Genomic DNA, 15405 nt, shown 5'->3' with positions numbered 1-15405 from the left:
ATGGGGATTATAGATTTGATGACGCTATTAATGGGGGTAACAATGGGGTTTTTGGCTTTTCTGCTAATTGGCGGGGTATCAGGGGCTTCAGCCTGGATTTTTTACCCTGGGAAATCTAGTGGTTCAAAACCCATAAAGCTCCTCTTAGCCGTCTTTCTGGGCTTTATTGCAGCAATTGCTAGCTCATATTTAGGCCAATACACAGGCTTTTTTCAATCGGGACAGATGCTGGAGTGGCTCAGTGCGATTGTTACCTCTTGTTTAGTAGGCTGCACCTACACCGCTTTAGCTAAATAAGTCCGGACTCGCCTGACCTATCCACTGAATCGGGGGTATTTGGTGGGTCTTTAGCCATTCATTAGTCTTGCTAAAGTGGCCACAACTCCTTTGACCTCCTGGCTCTAAAAAAGGTCGATCCGTTTTATAGACTCCCAATCCCGATGGATGTGAGGATTGAAGAATAAGTTGGCTTTGAGAGTTTTGTATGAGGGCTAACTTAGATTGCGCATGTCCTCCCCACAACATCCAAACTAAATTGGGCTTATGAAGGGCGAGCGCATGGATTAAGCGATCAATCAGACTTTTCCATCCTAGATTGGCATGGCTTGCGGCCTCACCTAATCTCACGCTAAGTGCGGTATTGAGCAGCAATACGCCCTGCTTAGCCCAATCATGCAAGTCACCATGAGGTAGATGACCAAAACCATCTAAAGCTAAAGCTTTGCTGATGTTGCGAAGCGAGCTTGGAAACGCTCGCGAGTTTGTTGGAATATTTTCGGGAATAGAAAAGGCGAGCCCTTGTGCAAGCCCAGGTGAGTGATAAGGATCTTGACCGAGAATGACTATCTTGACTGAATCAACCGGAGTTAACTGTAAGGCTTTAAAAAAATCTTTAGGCGCTGGTCGGATGAGGTCTGACCCTTGATCTAATGCTGACTGCAAGTTATTTTTTAATGCGAGCCATTCATTGGACTCAAAATAATCACCCAAAAGTTTCTGCCAGTCCTGCGGAATATCTGCTTCAGAAAAAGAGCGCATTAAAAGAGTAATTAATGTTTTGTAGTGCTGAGCTCATACTGAGGAGGAGTTGCCGCCGTGACTTGGGCTAAACGCTCATGCATAAAGTCGTCTCGATAAAAACAGACATGGATACTTTGACCCTCTGTTAGTCCGCCCAATACTTTATCCCAGCGTGAGCTAGTGATACGCTGACCATTAATGCTGGCTAATAAATCGCCGGATGCTAGACCAATCGCTTGGGCTATCCCGCCATCTAGGACGTGGGTTACTTTGAGCCATCCATTACTGTCGGCATGGCGCATACCAAATTGCAACTTTAATTTTTCCAGTTTCGATTCAGATTTCGGTTTCACTGAAATTAATCTTGAGCTAATCCATTTCTGAATCGGAATATCTTCAGTACCAAAGACATACTTGGACTTCATTTCCTTCCAAGTTTTGGTAAAGCCGTCTCCCAGGAGCTCGTAGAGTAAATCATCCATGCCTTCCTCGGCAATGCCATCCATCGTGATGCCATGCTTTCTCCATAAGAGGCGCATGAGATCGTCTAGAGAAAATTTATTTTTAGAGAATGCTCGGATTTGTAGATCTAGGCCCAGTGCCAATAGGGCGCCCTTTCCGTAGTAGCTCACAACAGCATTCGGCGTATTTTCGTCTGCTTGGTAATACTTAGTCCATGCATCAAATGAGCTATCGGCAAGACTTTGCTTCTGTCTTCCGGGGCCGCGCAAAATTCCATTCCAGTTATCCGAGACTAATTTCAAATAGGTTTTGAGATCAATGCGCTTGCTGCGCAATAGTTGTAAATCATCGTAGTAGCTGGTGAAGCCCTCAAACAACCAGAGCAAGCGAGTGTGATTTCTGCGATCGAGTTGATAAGGTTGAAAGACTTTAGGTTGAATGCGCTTAACTAACCATGCATGAAAATATTCATGACTACATAGACCTAAAAACTCTCGGTAAGCATTTTCTTCATAGAGCACTTGATCTTGAGGAATTTGATCCCGACGACATAGCAAGGCAGTGCTATTACGGTGCTCAAGACCGCCATAGCCATTCAATACGGCATTGACTAAAAAGAGGTAGCTCTTAAAGGGCGCTCGATGAGATTTGGGTTCAAACAAATCAATCGTAGAGCTGCAAATTGCCTTGAGGTCATCCGCTAGGCGGGCAGTATCTATAGGGTGAGCGCATCCTTGTATCGCCATGCGATGGGGCGTGCCATGCGCTTGCCATTGGACTATCTGAAACTCACCCATAGCAACCGGATGATCTAATAAGTCATCATAGTTTTGCGCAAGATAAAAACCAAAGCCCCGTGAGTCTGTCTTCGCTGCCGCCATACTAGTTTGAACAGACCATTGATCTGCACATGCGTCTTCAGGCGCCAAGATGGCTAGTGAGCATGGTACGTGCTCTTGTCCTGTTACTGCTAAACATAAGCTACTGGCATTAAAGAAAGCACGTTCAGTATCTAAATATGCAGCGCGTACAGAAGAATCAAAGGCATATACCGTAGTCATGATGTCAACTGCCGAACAATTTTTTGGTAGACGCCACTGATCGTTATCAATGCGCTCTAAGTGAAGCGTCTTACTATCGCCACCAGCTGACTTTGCTGCTATGGCTTCGATATTTTTACTGAAATCACGAATGAGATAGCTGCCTGGTATCCAAGCAGGCATTGCAATGACCTGTCCCTCTGGATCAGGATTGGCAATATGTAACTTGATCCGATAGCGATGACCGTGGAGATCGGCTGGCCATACGGTGTATTGAATTTGAGGAAGATCGGTATAACTCATAGGATTTACTTGAGAGAGCTAAATTTCTTTTCAATATCGGTAATCTGAACTGCGCCAGGGAAGCGGCTGCCATCAGTAAAGAAGAGGGTGGGTGTGCCAGTGACGCCATACGACTTTGCAAAAGCCATGTTTTTATCTAAAGGTGTTGCGCAATCACTTTTGCCGCTCGGAGCGGAACCGCCGATCATCCAATCCATATAGGCTTTATAGGGATCAGCTGCGCACCAGATCTGCTTTGACTTCTGAAGTGAGTCGGGACCTAAGACCGGAAGGAGATAGGTATACACAGTCACGTTATCGAGCTGCTGTAAAGATTTTTCAAGCCGCTTGCAGTAGCCGCAATTGGGATCAGAAAAAACAGCCAACTGTCGGCTTCCATTGCCGCGTACTGTTTTGATCGCATTGGCTGGTACAAGATCGGCCCATTTAATTCGGTTTAAATCAGCCTGTCTTTGTTCAGTAATATTTTTACCGCTTGCCAGCTCAATGATTTCTCCCTGGATTAAATATTTTCCAGAGCTATCGGTATAAAAGACGTCATTCCCAACCAGCACTTCATATAAGCCGCTTACTGGGGCGGGTGAGACACTGCGTACTTTGGCATTCGTGCCTAATTTTTTTTGTAAATCCGTTTTCAGTTGTTGCTCGGTTTGGCCATTGGCAACTCCAATGCAAAGTAGTGCACCTAAGATCGCTAAGCCGCTAGATAAAAGTTTATTCAAAATCAATTTCCCCTAATGCGCGCTCGATGAGGCGCTGTTTAATAAAGTGACTTTTATTTACCAAGCCAAGACCCCAGTTACGGAGTTGACGCTCTGCGTTACTGCTGGATGAGAATAATTTTTTCAGTTTGTCAGTGACCCACAATAAGGCAGTGGTATCCCCTTGTCGTTGGCGTTCATAGCGACGTAACAGAACGGGGTCGCTTGGTGTTCGGAAAGATTCACGCTTACCCAGGATGTTAAGAAGGACAGCAACATCGCGAAGGCCTAAATTGAGACCTTGGCCTGCGAGTGGATGCATGACGTGGGCAGCATCGCCAATCAGCACGATCTTTGGCGCTTCGGCAGGTCCAATAAAGCGACTTGCCCGTATTTTTCGTAATGGAAAGGCTGCGGGTGTCGAGTTCAGCGTGAGTTCACCAAGTTGTTTGCTGATGGCGCCATTCGCAAGAGAGCTCAATAGATTAGACCACCCATTTTGATCAAGCTCTAGCAGTGCTGATGCATTTTCTGGAGTAGTTGACCACACCATCGACACTTGTTTATTTGGTAAGGGCAGCATCGCAACAATGTCACCGCCTGGCAAAAACCATTGAAAGGCTGTCTCAAGATGTGGATAAGTACATATCCAGTTTGCAACAACTGCACTTTGTGTATAACTCTCTTCCGTTGTACTAATGCCGAGTTCAGAGCGAATAGGTGAATTTGCGCCATCAGCGGCGATCACGAGTTGTGCGCGAATGGGCCCACCATTTTTCAAATGGAGCGTGACGCCATCTGCATCAGTTTCCATTTTTTCTACATGATCAGTAATGCGTTCTAATTTATTTTGGAAACGAGATGCTTGGTCAAGGGTGTTTTCTATTAAATTGGATTCACCAATCCAGGCCAACTGAGGTGTGCCTGCTTCAAATGCGGACAGATGCAGATGATCATTTTTTTCACCGCGATCTCCATAAATCTGCATATCTCTGACAACTTGTAGGCGAGCATGATCGATGGCATCCCAAATTTGCAAATGGGCCAACAATTTTTGCGTGCTTGGTGAAAAGGCGTATATCCGTTGACCCCATTGCTCACCCTGCGGGCTTGGCACTATTTGATCTAAATCGGGTGCAATCTCAACCGTGACTAGGCCAAGTTGTGCTAAACCTAGTGCGCATGCTTTGCCGGCTATGCCGCCACCCACCACAGCAACCTCTACTACGCGAGTTGGCTGGGAATGAGCGGGGTGTTTGGAGGGGGTTTTTTGATGAACTTCTGACATAACTCGATGATATCGAAACAAGCCCCTTTACAATACGGCTATGTCTTTGAAATGTGGCATCGTCGGCCTGCCTAACGTCGGCAAATCTACCCTCTTTAATGCGCTTACCAAGGCTGGAATCGCAGCGGAAAACTATCCTTTCTGCACGATCGAGCCTAATGTGGGCGTGGTTGAGGTTCCTGACCCCCGTTTAGCCGCTCTGGCTGAAATTGTGAAGCCCGAGCGTATTCTGCCGGCCGCAGTCGAGTTCGTCGATATTGCTGGCCTGGTGGCAGGCGCCTCTAAGGGCGAAGGTCTGGGCAATCAATTTCTAGCCAATATTCGTGAAACTGATGCCATTACGCATGTGGTCCGCTGTTTTGAGGATGCTAATGTGATCCACGTGGCTGGAAAAATCGACCCGATCTCCGATATTGCAGTGATTGATACCGAATTAGCGCTTTCGGATTTAACGACCGTTGAAAAAACACTGCAGCGCTCAAGTAAGGCAGCAAAGTCGGGTAATGACAAAGAAGCGGCAGCATTGGTGGCTGTACTGACCAAGGTACAAGCCCATCTTGATCAGGCTCAGCCAGTGCGTAGCATGAAGTTAAGCGAAGAAGAACTAGTGCTGTTAAAGCCGCTTTGTTTAATTACTGCGAAACCAGCCATGTACATTGCCAATGTCAAAGAAGGTGGCTTTGCCAATAACCCCCACTTAGAAGCTGTGATTCAGCATGCTGCTAAAGAAGGCTCACCAGTAGTAGCGGTATGTGCCGCAATCGAAGCAGAGATCGCAGATTTAGATGATGCTGATAAGCTTGAGTTTTTGGCAGACCTTGGTATGGAAGAGTCTGGATTAGACCGCGTCATTCGCGCAGGTTATTCCTTATTGGGCTTGCAGACTTACTTTACTGCTGGCGTTAAAGAAGTGCGTGCATGGACTATTCATCAAGGTGATACAGCGCCCCAGGCAGCTGGCGTGATTCATACTGATTTTGAGCGCGGCTTCATCCGTGCGCAAACCATTGCTTATGATGACTTTATTCAGTTCAAGGGTGAAGCGGGTGCTAAAGAGGCTGGCAAGATGCGCGCTGAAGGAAAAGAGTATGTTGTTAAAGACGGAGATGTATTGAACTTCTTGTTTAACGTTTAAAGCCTTATTCAGATCTTCGCTAATAAAAAAGCCCTTTTTAAAAGGGCTTTTTTATTACTTGCTGTATATACAGCCTAAGTCAAATCATGCTTAACTTGATTTAGTTGCCTTCTCTAAGCATTTCGAAATTTCTTCATAACGCTTAAGTGCCATCTTGGTTGGGACAACTTCTTTTTTACGGCCATCCACATTGGCGGCCATCTTGATGTAGCCCATGGCGTTCAGATTTTTTAGGCGACCATGAAGCGTGGCTTGCGAGCCCAATTCAGAAAGTGAAATTAAGTCACCTACCAAAACAGAATCTTTGGCATATGAGGCCAAGACAATCTTGTCTAGCAAACTCTCTTCAATGCAGTCTAATTTTTTCCCAGGATTAATGCGATCAAGCGCATCCATCAAGTTGAGAAAGCGAAGGTAAGAAGTTTTATTAACTGTCATTAAGGGCTTTAAGTAGGTGTTTGCGTGGTGTAAACACCTAGAGTATATCCCTTAAGCTAGCTACAAACTGATTTGTAACTTGTACGCACATTTGAAAAATAAACCATACTGTTATTAATGTCAAAAGTATTCTCATCTACTTCCGCTTGGTTTTTTCAATTGCTTTTAAGTGCGCTGACCTATAGCATTCTGTTTTATTGCAATGCGGCGGTGGCAAGTTCCCTCACCTTTGGGGTGGGAGTGAACTGGGTTTATTTGCCTGCAGGACTGCGCCTATTTCTTACCCTCATCTTTGGTCTATCCGGCGCTATCGGAATTGCTATAGCCTCATTTCTAATTAGCTATTACGGCGATTTTCCACACGATTTAACTCTATGTATTGGGATTGGCTTGATTTCAGGTTTTGCGCCTTATTTTGCCCGCGTCTTCATTTTGAAGAACATTCAACTGGAGTCTGACCTTAGTAATCTCAATATCTATAAGCTAGGCATCTGCATACTGGTCTACGCCTTTTTGAGTGCCGGCCTGCATCAGTGGTGGTTTTCTACTATGGGGCTAAATGAAGCTGGAACTCTGGATCACTTTGCGGTGATGGTGTTTGGAGACGTCCTGGGATCACTGCTGCTCATAGCGGTAGTGAAGTCAGGAATGGACTTGCTAAAGCGATTTAAGCAAACAGCTCGCTAAGAGCAACCCCTGGGTTGTTAGCGCGCATAAAAGCTTCGCCGACTAAAAATGCATTGATCTGGTTATCGCGCATGAGTTGAACATCTGCTCGATTAAGAATGCCTGATTCAGTAACCAAGGTTTTATTTTTAGGAACCATAGACATCAGGGATAGGGTTGTCTGTAAAGTCACCTCGAATGTCTTGAGGTTGCGATTATTGATGCCTAGTAAAGGTGTTTTTAATTCAAGAGCTTGTTCTAGTTCGGGTGCGTTGTGCACTTCGACCAAAACATCCAAACCTAGTTCGTGGGCGCAAGCTTCTAGCTCTTTCATTTGATTGAGTTCTAAGCAGGCAACGATCAAGAGAATTGCATCCGCGCCAATGGCTCGTGCTTCATAGACCTGATAGGGGTCAATCGTGAAATCTTTTCTAAGTACTGGAATGCTACAGGCTGCACGTGCTTCCTGAAGGTAGGCATTACATCCTTGAAAGTAATCAAGATCCGTTAGAACGGATAAACAAGCTGCACCATGCTGCTCATAAGTACGGGCGATTTCTGCTGGTATAAAGTTTTCTCGGAGAACACCTTTACTTGGGCTTGCTTTTTTAATTTCCGTAATCACACCTGCTTTACCAGCTGCAATTTTTTGATTGATTGAGGCAATGAAACCACGTGGCTTTAAAAGTGGACTCTGGTTATTCTCTACAGCAATCTCACGTTGGGTGCTTAAAGAAATTTGCTTTGAGATATCCGTAATTTCACGCTTCTTGGTCGCAACAATTTTTTCTAGAATATCGCTCATGAAGTTGACTTCGCTTGAGTTGCTGCAACAAAGGCATTCAGTTTTTGGCGAGCAGCGCCTGAGGCAATAGATGCTTTGGCCATGTTGATACCGCTCGCAATATCGGGTGCAACCCCTGCCACATAGAGCGTAGCACCAGCATTGAGGCAGACAATATCGCTAGCTGCCCCAGGTTTGTTATTAATGACATCTAAAACAATTTGCTTGGATTCTTCTGCATTAGCCACCTTAAAGCCATTGGTAGGCGCAGTACTGAGACCAAAATCCTGTGGATGAATTTCATATTCACGCACTATGCCATCTTTTAGTTCGCCAACGAGTGTGGGTCCTTCAAGAGAAATCTCATCTAAACCATCACGCCCATAAACCACTAAAGCATGTTCCATGCCTAAGGCTTGTAATACCCGAGCTTGGATACCTACTAGGTCTGCATGAAACACACCCATCAAAATTCGCTTGGCATCAGCAGGGTTGGTGAGGGGGCCTAGGATGTTAAAAATAGTACGCACACCCAATTGCTTACGAATAGGCACCACATTTTTCATGGCAGGATGGTGGTTTGGAGCGAACATAAAGCCTGCCCCAACACTTGAGATGCACTGTGCAACCTGCTCGGCGGAAAGGGCGAGATTCACTCCCAGTGCCTCTAGTACGTCAGCGCTCCCAGATTTGCTGCTCACACTACGATTTCCATGCTTGGCGATCTTGGCGCCAGCGCCAGCTGCAACAAACATGGCTGCGGTAGAGATATTAAAAGTATGTGCACCATCGCCACCAGTTCCAACTACATCCACTAGATACGTACGATCTTCTACGTGTACCGAGGTAGCAAATTCACGCATGACTTGCGCTGCTGCTGCAATCTCTCCAACAGTTTCTTTTTTGGTGCGTAATGCTACGAGTAGTCCAGCCACCAACTCGGGGGACATCTCGCCGCTCATGATGAGACGCATCATGGCAGTCATCTCATCGTGAAATAGTTCGCGATGTTCGATGCAGCGTTGGAGGGCTTCTTGAGGAGTTATCGACATATTGCTAATAGTTATTTACTTTGCAAAAAATTCTTGAGAAGTGCATGTCCATGCTCAGACAAAATAGACTCTGGATGAAATTGCACGCCTTCCACTAAAAGGTCTTTATGGCGTACGCCCATAATCTCCCCATCCGAGGAGGTAGCAGTGACTTCAAGTACCGCAGGTAGCGTACTTTTCTCAATGGCGAGAGAATGGTAGCGCGTAACCTTGAAAGGATTTGGTAGGTTTCTAAAAACTCCAACCCCCGTATGGTGAATATCATCGGTTTTGCCATGCATCACTTTTTGGGCGCGAATAATATTTCCACCAAAGGCTTCACCAATAGCCTGGTGACCAAGGCAAACACCCAAAATAGGAATTTGTCCGGCATAGCGCTTGATGGTCTCTACTGAGATACCGGCTTCTGCAGGACTACAAGGTCCTGGAGAGATGCAAATGCGTGCCGGATTAATTTTTGCAATTTCTTCAACTGCAATTTCATCATTACGAAACACTTTTACTTCTTCACCTAGCTCTGCAAAATATTGCACTAAGTTATAAGTAAAGGAATCGTAGTTATCAATCATGAGGAGCATCGAGTCCTCCTTGAACTAAATCTGCTGCTGTTAGAACGGCGCGTGCTTTTGCTTCGGTTTCTTTCCATTCGGCAGTGGGGTCAGAGTCAGCTACTACGCCAGCACCTGCTTGGGAATGCAACACGCCATCACGGATAACCCCGGTACGAATCGCAATTGCGACATCCATATCGCCTGAGAAAGAGAGATACCCAACTGCACCACCATAGACGCCGCGTTTCACAATTTCCATTTCATCAATGATTTCCATGGCACGAATCTTAGGGGCCCCTGAGAGAGTCCCTGCCGGGAAAGTGGCCCGTAATACATCCATATTGCTCATATTGTCCAAAAGATGCCCTTCTACTGAGCTCACAATATGTTGAACATGCGAGTACTTTTCAATCGACATGGAGTCTGTCAATTTGACCGAGCCTGTTTTGGCAATGCGACCTACGTCATTGCGCGCCAAATCAATCAGCATCACATGCTCAGCAATTTCTTTAGGATCAGCTAAAAGCTCTTTTGCAAGGCGCTCATCTTCTTCGGGGTTATCACCGCGGGGACGAGTGCCTGCAAGCGGACGAATTGTCACAATTTTTTCTGCGGCACGTTGCTCTTGACGCACCAAAATTTCTGGTGAGGATCCTACAATTTGCATGTCACCAAAATCATAGAAATACATATAGGGCGATGGATTGAGCGAACGCAATGCTCTGTATAGCGCTAATGGTGAATCAGTAAATGGCTTACTAATCCGTTGACCAATAACGACTTGCATACAGTCACCAGCCAAAATATATTCTTTAGTTCTAAGCACAGCTTTTTCAAAAGCATCCGCTTTAAAGTTCCGGATTAATTCAGTCTTGGTACTTGGTAATGAAGCAGGCATGCTCACAGGCTTACTTAGACAAGCCAATAAATCTTTTAAGCGAGCTTGAGTGCTGTCAAAACTATCAGGCTTGCTTGGATCCGCATACACAATTAAATAAATTTTGCCGGCAACGTTATCAATGACAGCAAGTTCTTCAGTCAACATCAGTTGAATATCTGGAACACCTAATTCATCTGGAAGAGAGTGCTTGGCTAGACGTGATTCAATATATCGAACAGTGTCATAACCAAAGTAACCAGCAAGGCCACCACAAAAACGTGGCAAGCCCGGTGGCAGAGCTACATTAAAACGTTTGAAGTAAGCATCAATAAAGTCGAGCGGGTTATCGGTATTGGTTTCTACAAGCTTCCCATCGGTGACTACTTCATTGATAGGTGAGGTGGGTGAGCCCACAGTCTTAATAATAGTCTTGGCAGGCAGGCCAATAAAGGAAAAGCGGCCAAAACGTTCGCCGCCTAAAACAGACTCAAGCAGATAGGTATTGGTCTTACCAAAGGCCTGTGTCAGCTTAACGTAGAGGGAGAGCGGCGTCTCAAGATCCGCAAGCACTTCCTTTACTAAAGGAATGCGATTGAAGCCCTGTTTACCGAGAGCAATAAATTCTTCACGCAGCATTAGGCTTTACTCGACTTTCCTAACTCTGTGCGCATCGCTTCAATGACAGAGGCGTAATTTTCTTTTCCAAAAATAGCCGAGCCTGCTACAAATGTGTCTGCACCTGCATTGGCAACTTGCGCAATGTTATCGACCTTGATGCCGCCATCTACTTCTAAACGAATGTGTCGACCCGTTTCAGCTTGGTATCGATCGAGACGTGCACGTACCTGGGCAATCTTATTGAGCGTGCTTGGAATAAATGATTGACCTCCAAACCCAGGGTTGACGGACATCAGCAAGACTAAGTCGAGTAATTCCAAGGTGTGGTCGAGGTGATCTAAGGGAGTTGCAGGATTAAAAACCAAGCCCGCTTGACAACCTTGATCTCGAATTAAGTTCAGTGTGCGATTGACATGGGGGCTTGCCTCAGGATGAAAGCTAATAAGGTTGGCACCCGCCTTAGCAAAATCCGGAACAATGCGATCAACGGGTTCAATCATGAGATGCACATCAATCACTGCCGGTTTGCCATTTTTCATGGCATGAGGGCGAATAGCCTCACAAACCAGAGGGCCAATGGTGAGGTTGGGCACATAGTGGTTATCCATCACATCAAAGTGAATCCAATCAGCGCCTGCAAGCAAAACATCTTGGACTTCTTTGCCTAAACAGGCAAAGTCAGCCGACAAAATCGACGGGGCAATGAGAAATTGGCTTTGAGAAGAAGTTTTTTGGCTTTCCATCCCTAGATTCTAGCTTGCAGTTGGCCTTAGGATGGAGCAGAATTCGTGCATGAACCCCCACGAAATCAGCATTACAGTCAAAGCCCAGTATCTTCCAGAGCAATCTGACCCAGATAATCGCCAATTTGCCTTTGCCTACACGGTCACCATCAGGAATACCGGTACGGCTAGCATCCAATTAATAGCCCGCCATTGGTTTATTACGGACGGGGATAACGAAGTCCAAGAAGTCCGTGGTTTGGGGGTTGTAGGCCAACAACCCTTATTGCGCACCGGAGAGCAGTTTGAATACACCAGCTGGGCTACTTTGCCCACGCCTGCAGGCACAATGCGCGGCGAGTACTTTTGCGTCACGGAGGAAGCTCAGTTTTTCCAGGCACCTATTCCAGAATTTGTTCTGGTGATGCCACGAACACTGCACTAAAAGCTATTTTTTGCCTTTACCAGTCCAAAGGACAATAAATAGCAACAGCCCTAAAGCAATAACCCCCTCAGCTACAAAGAGCAGCATGGGGTATTCATCGAGTAAATTGGCAATCATGTTTTCAATATTGAATTTAAAAGATCCTGTCTTCAAGCTGACATTTGTAAGAAGTGTATTCCTTATCCTGATTACTAGTTTGATCAGTGCTTGTTCTACGCCGCCAACACGTGGAACTGGCTATCGATCGCCATCGAGTGCTGCACCTGCTAATTACAGCTCTCCCATTGCCAGCTTTAATGCAGTCTCTTGGCAATCATTGCCAGGTTGGCAAGAAGATGACTTATCGCAAGCATGGCCTGCTTGGTTAAAGAGCTGTGAGGCATTGCGTAAGCGAAGTAGTGAGATCAATTGGCGCTCAGTATGTTCACAAGCCAGCAGCGTTTCAGCACGCGACTCACAGGCGATACGGCGTTACTTCGAGAGTAATTTTCAAGCCTACGAAATCCGCAACAGTGCGGGTAGTGAAACAGGCCTGATCACCGGCTATTACGAGCCAGTGATGAATGGCTCACAAACTCGAACCAATGTATTCAATGTGCCTCTCTATGCTTATCCGAATGCCTGGCGCCAAAGCAGGCCTAATCCTGGCCCAAGCCGTGCTGAATTAATAAGTTCAGGCATATTAAAAGGATCTGAAATTGCTTGGGTTCAGGATCCTGTAGCTGCAGCATCGATGCAAATCCAGGGCTCTGGAAAAATTCGCTTACAAGATGGGCGCATCATGCGCCTGGGTTATGCAGGGACAAATGAGCAGCCATTCAAATCATCTGCACAATGGTTACTCGACAAAAAAGAAATTACTCGCAGCGAAGCAACCATGCAGGGTATTTCACTATGGGCTAAACGCAATCCCGATCGTGTTAATGAAATGCTAAATGCCAATCCACGTTTTGTCTTTTTTAAAGAATTACCGGGAAACGTGAGTGCTGATATGGGGCCGATTGGCGCTTTAAATGTTCCGCTCACTTCGGAGCGAAGTATTGCGATTGATTTACAGGCGATGCCTTTGGGCGCACCCGTTTTTTTGGCTACAACCCGGCCGCTTAGCGATCAAGTTTTACAAAAACTCGTCATGGCACAAGATACTGGCAAGGCAATTGTCGGAGGGGTCAGAGCAGACTACTATTGGGGTTCAGGGGACTCCGCCGGGGAGTTGGCAGGACGTATGAAGCAAAATGGCAAGATGTGGGTATTGCTGCCGCGCTAATTGAATACATTTTAGAAAGAAATTGATGAGCTATAAAACGATTTTGACTGAAGTAGACGGAAAAGTTGCCACCATCACCTTGAACCGTCCTGAGGTGCTCAATGCACTCAATGACCAGCTAATGAACGAGTTAGGCGCTGCTTTGTTGGGTTTTGATGCTGATGACAATATTGGTTGCATCATCGTGACCGGAAGCGAGAAAGCATTTGCTGCTGGTGCAGATATCGCATCAATGGCTAAATACGGTTTTAAGGATGTCTATCGCGAAGACTTTATTACTCGTAATTGGGAGGAAATAAAGAAAGTACGCAAGCCAGTAATCGCAGCAGTTTCTGGTTATGCCCTTGGTGGGGGTTGTGAGTTGGCGATGATGTGCGACACCATCATGGCTGCAGACAATGCCAAATTTGCTCAACCAGAAGTGAAGTTGGGAATTATTCCAGGCGCCGGTGGTACGCAGCGTTTACCGCGTGCAGTATCAAAGGCAAAGGCAATGGATTTGGCCTTAACAGGGCGCATGATGGATGCAGCAGAGGCAGAGCGTGCAGGCTTAGTTGCTCGTGTATTTCCGCAGGCCGACTTATTGAAAGAAGTAAAAGCGATAGCTAAGGGAATTGCCGATATGCCTTTACTCACAGCCATGATGGTTAAGGAGGCGATCAATACTGCCTATGAAACTACTTTGTCTGAAGGCATTCATTTTGAGCGTCGCTTATTTCATGCTTGCTTTGCAACGAACGATCAAAAAGAAGGTATGGCAGCGTTTATGGAAAAACGCCCAGCCAAATTTACTAACTCTTAATTTTTCTCTAGATAGCGCTGAGCTAGTTTGACCCAATAGCTCACGCCAACTGGAATCAAGGCGTCATTGAAATCATAAGATGGGTTGTGTAAATGGCATGGCCCCATGCCATGACCTACCGAGCGATGATCGCCATCACCATTTCCTAAGAAGACGTAGCAGCCAGGCTTTTCAAGCAATAGAAAAGCAAAGTCTTCAGCGCCCATCGTAGGATCAATTGAAGTATTGACGTTTTGTGCCCCAACTACTTCACTCATGACTTCCGCAGCAAATGCTACTTCTTTGTCATGATTGATTAGTGGTGGGTAACTTCTTCTAAACTCAACTTCTGCTTGGCAATCAAATGCGCTTGCAACGGCATGAGAAATTTCACGAAGACGCTCTTCAATTAAATCTAAGACTTCTAGGGTAAAAGTTCTTACCGTACCGCCGATAAAGGCACTGTTCGGAATGACGTTACTGGTTTCGCCTGCGTGAAACTGGGTAATTGATAAGACCGCTGCATCAACTGGGCGTTTATTGCGAGTGATGATGCTTTGTAGGGCTTGTACCAACTGCACACCAGTTAGCACCGGATCCGCGCTATTGTGAGGTAGCGCTGCATGTCCACCTTTGCCTTTGATAGTGATTTCAAAAGCATTGCTAGAGGCCATCATAGGACCTGTAGTGACGCCAAAGTGACCCTCTTCTAATCCAGGCCAGTTATGCAAACCAAAGACAGCATCACATGGGAATTCTTTAAAGAGACCATCTTTAATCATTTCTTTTGCACCAGCGCCACCTTCCTCTGCAGGCTGGAATATAAAAATGACAGTACCTTTGAAATCCCGATGATTGGATAAATACTGAGCAGCTCCAAGCAGCATGGCAGTGTGACCGTCATGACCACAGGCATGCATCTTTCCTGGATTGCGGGAGGTGTGCTCAAAGTTGTTATGTTCTTGGAGGGGCAGCGCATCCATATCAGCGCGTAAGCCAATCATCTTGCCGGGACCTAAGTCTCCATCCAGTCTTCCAACTACGCCTGTTTTTCCCATGCCACGAAAAACGGTAATACCCCAGCTAGAAAGCGCTTCTGCTACTAGGTCGGAAGTGCGATTTTCTTCAAAGCGCAGCTCCGGGTGAGCATGAATATTGCGGCGAATCTCTTGAATGGAGTTAGCTGAATCGATAATTTCTGGAAGTAAATGCATTCCTTCATCTTATCCGAAAGTCTGTAGACATGCATCTA

The 15405-nt window shown here is 46.0% G+C and carries 17 protein-coding genes; 6 read left to right on the top strand and 11 right to left on the bottom strand.

The window, feature by feature from the left end:
• A complete protein-coding gene (locus ICN41_RS07890) occupies positions 1 to 297 on the top strand; it encodes a hypothetical protein (protein ID WP_255537943.1) in 297 nt (98 codons plus the stop codon).
• On the opposite strand, the gene ICN41_RS07885 is transcribed toward ICN41_RS07890, so the two are convergent.
• Genes ICN41_RS07885 through ICN41_RS07870 form a run of 4 tightly spaced genes read right to left on the bottom strand, consistent with a single transcriptional unit; the run spans position 286 to position 4814 of the window.
• On the bottom strand, positions 286 to 1038 hold the full coding sequence (locus ICN41_RS07885; RefSeq protein WP_216292397.1) for a uracil-DNA glycosylase: 753 nt from the start codon (positions 1036 to 1038) through the stop codon (positions 286 to 288). The genes ICN41_RS07890 and ICN41_RS07885 overlap by 12 nt on opposite strands.
• 11 nt (positions 1039 to 1049) lie before the next feature.
• Positions 1050 to 2825 carry a M61 family metallopeptidase gene (locus tag ICN41_RS07880; RefSeq protein WP_216292396.1) on the bottom strand — a complete coding sequence of 592 codons (1776 nt, stop codon included), beginning with the start codon at positions 2823 to 2825 and terminating at the stop codon, positions 1050 to 1052.
• 5 nt (positions 2826 to 2830) lie between these two features.
• Positions 2831 to 3547: a DsbC family protein gene (locus ICN41_RS07875; protein ID WP_216292395.1), complete on the bottom strand. Its 717-nt coding sequence runs from the start codon at positions 3545 to 3547 to the stop codon at positions 2831 to 2833.
• Positions 3540 to 4814, bottom strand: a complete 1275-nt coding sequence (locus tag ICN41_RS07870) for an FAD-dependent monooxygenase (RefSeq protein WP_216292394.1) — start codon at positions 4812 to 4814, stop codon at positions 3540 to 3542. The genes ICN41_RS07875 and ICN41_RS07870 overlap by 8 nt, the downstream gene beginning before the upstream one ends.
• A gap of 40 nt (positions 4815 to 4854) precedes the next feature.
• Between ICN41_RS07870 and ychF the strand changes: the two genes are divergently transcribed.
• Positions 4855 to 5949 (top strand): redox-regulated ATPase YchF, encoded by a 1095-nt coding sequence (ychF, locus tag ICN41_RS07865; RefSeq protein ID WP_216292393.1) that lies wholly within the window; start codon positions 4855 to 4857, stop codon positions 5947 to 5949.
• A gap of 90 nt (positions 5950 to 6039) precedes the next feature.
• Here the strand turns inward: ychF and ICN41_RS07860 are convergent, their stop codons facing one another.
• The gene (locus ICN41_RS07860; protein ID WP_216292392.1) at positions 6040 to 6387 is read right to left on the bottom strand and encodes a hypothetical protein; all 348 of its coding nucleotides are present in this window, start codon (positions 6385 to 6387) and stop codon (positions 6040 to 6042) included.
• A gap of 117 nt (positions 6388 to 6504) precedes the next feature.
• Here ICN41_RS07860 and ICN41_RS07855 point away from each other — a divergent pair, with 117 nt between their 5' ends.
• On the top strand, positions 6505 to 7074 hold the full coding sequence (locus ICN41_RS07855) for a hypothetical protein (RefSeq protein ID WP_216292391.1): 570 nt from the start codon (positions 6505 to 6507) through the stop codon (positions 7072 to 7074).
• On the opposite strand, the gene trpC is transcribed toward ICN41_RS07855, so the two are convergent.
• From trpC to rpe, 5 genes are read right to left on the bottom strand one after another with little or no spacing between them, the layout of a single operon-like run.
• Positions 7055 to 7858 carry an indole-3-glycerol phosphate synthase TrpC gene (trpC, locus tag ICN41_RS07850; RefSeq protein WP_216292390.1) on the bottom strand — a complete coding sequence of 268 codons (804 nt, stop codon included), beginning with the start codon at positions 7856 to 7858 and terminating at the stop codon, positions 7055 to 7057. The two genes, ICN41_RS07855 and trpC, sit on opposite strands and share 20 nt — an antisense overlap.
• Positions 7855 to 8889 carry an anthranilate phosphoribosyltransferase gene (trpD, locus tag ICN41_RS07845; protein ID WP_216292389.1) on the bottom strand — a complete coding sequence of 345 codons (1035 nt, stop codon included), beginning with the start codon at positions 8887 to 8889 and terminating at the stop codon, positions 7855 to 7857. The genes trpC and trpD overlap by 4 nt, the downstream gene beginning before the upstream one ends.
• 11 nt (positions 8890 to 8900) lie before the next feature.
• Entirely contained in the window at positions 8901 to 9467 is a 567-nt protein-coding gene (locus ICN41_RS07840) for an aminodeoxychorismate/anthranilate synthase component II (RefSeq protein ID WP_216292388.1), read from the bottom strand.
• The gene (gene trpE / locus ICN41_RS07835; protein WP_216292387.1) at positions 9451 to 10956 is read right to left on the bottom strand and encodes an anthranilate synthase component I; all 1506 of its coding nucleotides are present in this window, start codon (positions 10954 to 10956) and stop codon (positions 9451 to 9453) included. Before trpE ends, ICN41_RS07840 begins: the two co-directional genes overlap by 17 nt.
• Complete coding sequence (gene rpe, locus ICN41_RS07830; RefSeq protein ID WP_216292386.1) at positions 10956 to 11681, bottom strand: ribulose-phosphate 3-epimerase; 726 nt, start codon at positions 11679 to 11681, stop codon at positions 10956 to 10958. Before rpe ends, trpE begins: the two co-directional genes overlap by 1 nt.
• A gap of 49 nt (positions 11682 to 11730) precedes the next feature.
• Here rpe and apaG point away from each other — a divergent pair, with 49 nt between their 5' ends.
• The 3 genes from apaG to ICN41_RS07815 all read left to right on the top strand — a co-directional run bounded on the left by apaG (position 11731) and on the right by ICN41_RS07815 (position 14174).
• Positions 11731 to 12105 carry a Co2+/Mg2+ efflux protein ApaG gene (gene apaG / locus ICN41_RS07825; protein WP_216292385.1) on the top strand — a complete coding sequence of 125 codons (375 nt, stop codon included), beginning with the start codon at positions 11731 to 11733 and terminating at the stop codon, positions 12103 to 12105.
• Positions 12106 to 12220: 115 nt separating this feature from the next.
• Positions 12221 to 13372: a murein transglycosylase A gene (locus ICN41_RS07820; protein WP_216292384.1), complete on the top strand. Its 1152-nt coding sequence runs from the start codon at positions 12221 to 12223 to the stop codon at positions 13370 to 13372.
• Positions 13373 to 13397: 25 nt separating this feature from the next.
• Positions 13398 to 14174, top strand: a complete 777-nt coding sequence (locus ICN41_RS07815; protein ID WP_216292383.1) for an enoyl-CoA hydratase — start codon at positions 13398 to 13400, stop codon at positions 14172 to 14174.
• Here the strand turns inward: ICN41_RS07815 and ICN41_RS07810 are convergent.
• On the bottom strand, positions 14171 to 15367 hold the full coding sequence (locus ICN41_RS07810; RefSeq protein WP_216292382.1) for a M20 aminoacylase family protein: 1197 nt from the start codon (positions 15365 to 15367) through the stop codon (positions 14171 to 14173). The two genes, ICN41_RS07815 and ICN41_RS07810, sit on opposite strands and share 4 nt — an antisense overlap.
• Positions 15368 to 15405: the final 38 nt, after the last annotated feature.

The organism is Polynucleobacter sp. 15G-AUS-farblos (assembly GCF_018882445.1).
GTDB lineage: Bacteria > Pseudomonadota > Gammaproteobacteria > Burkholderiales > Burkholderiaceae > Polynucleobacter.
This window is presented reverse-complemented; position numbering and strand designations above follow the sequence as displayed.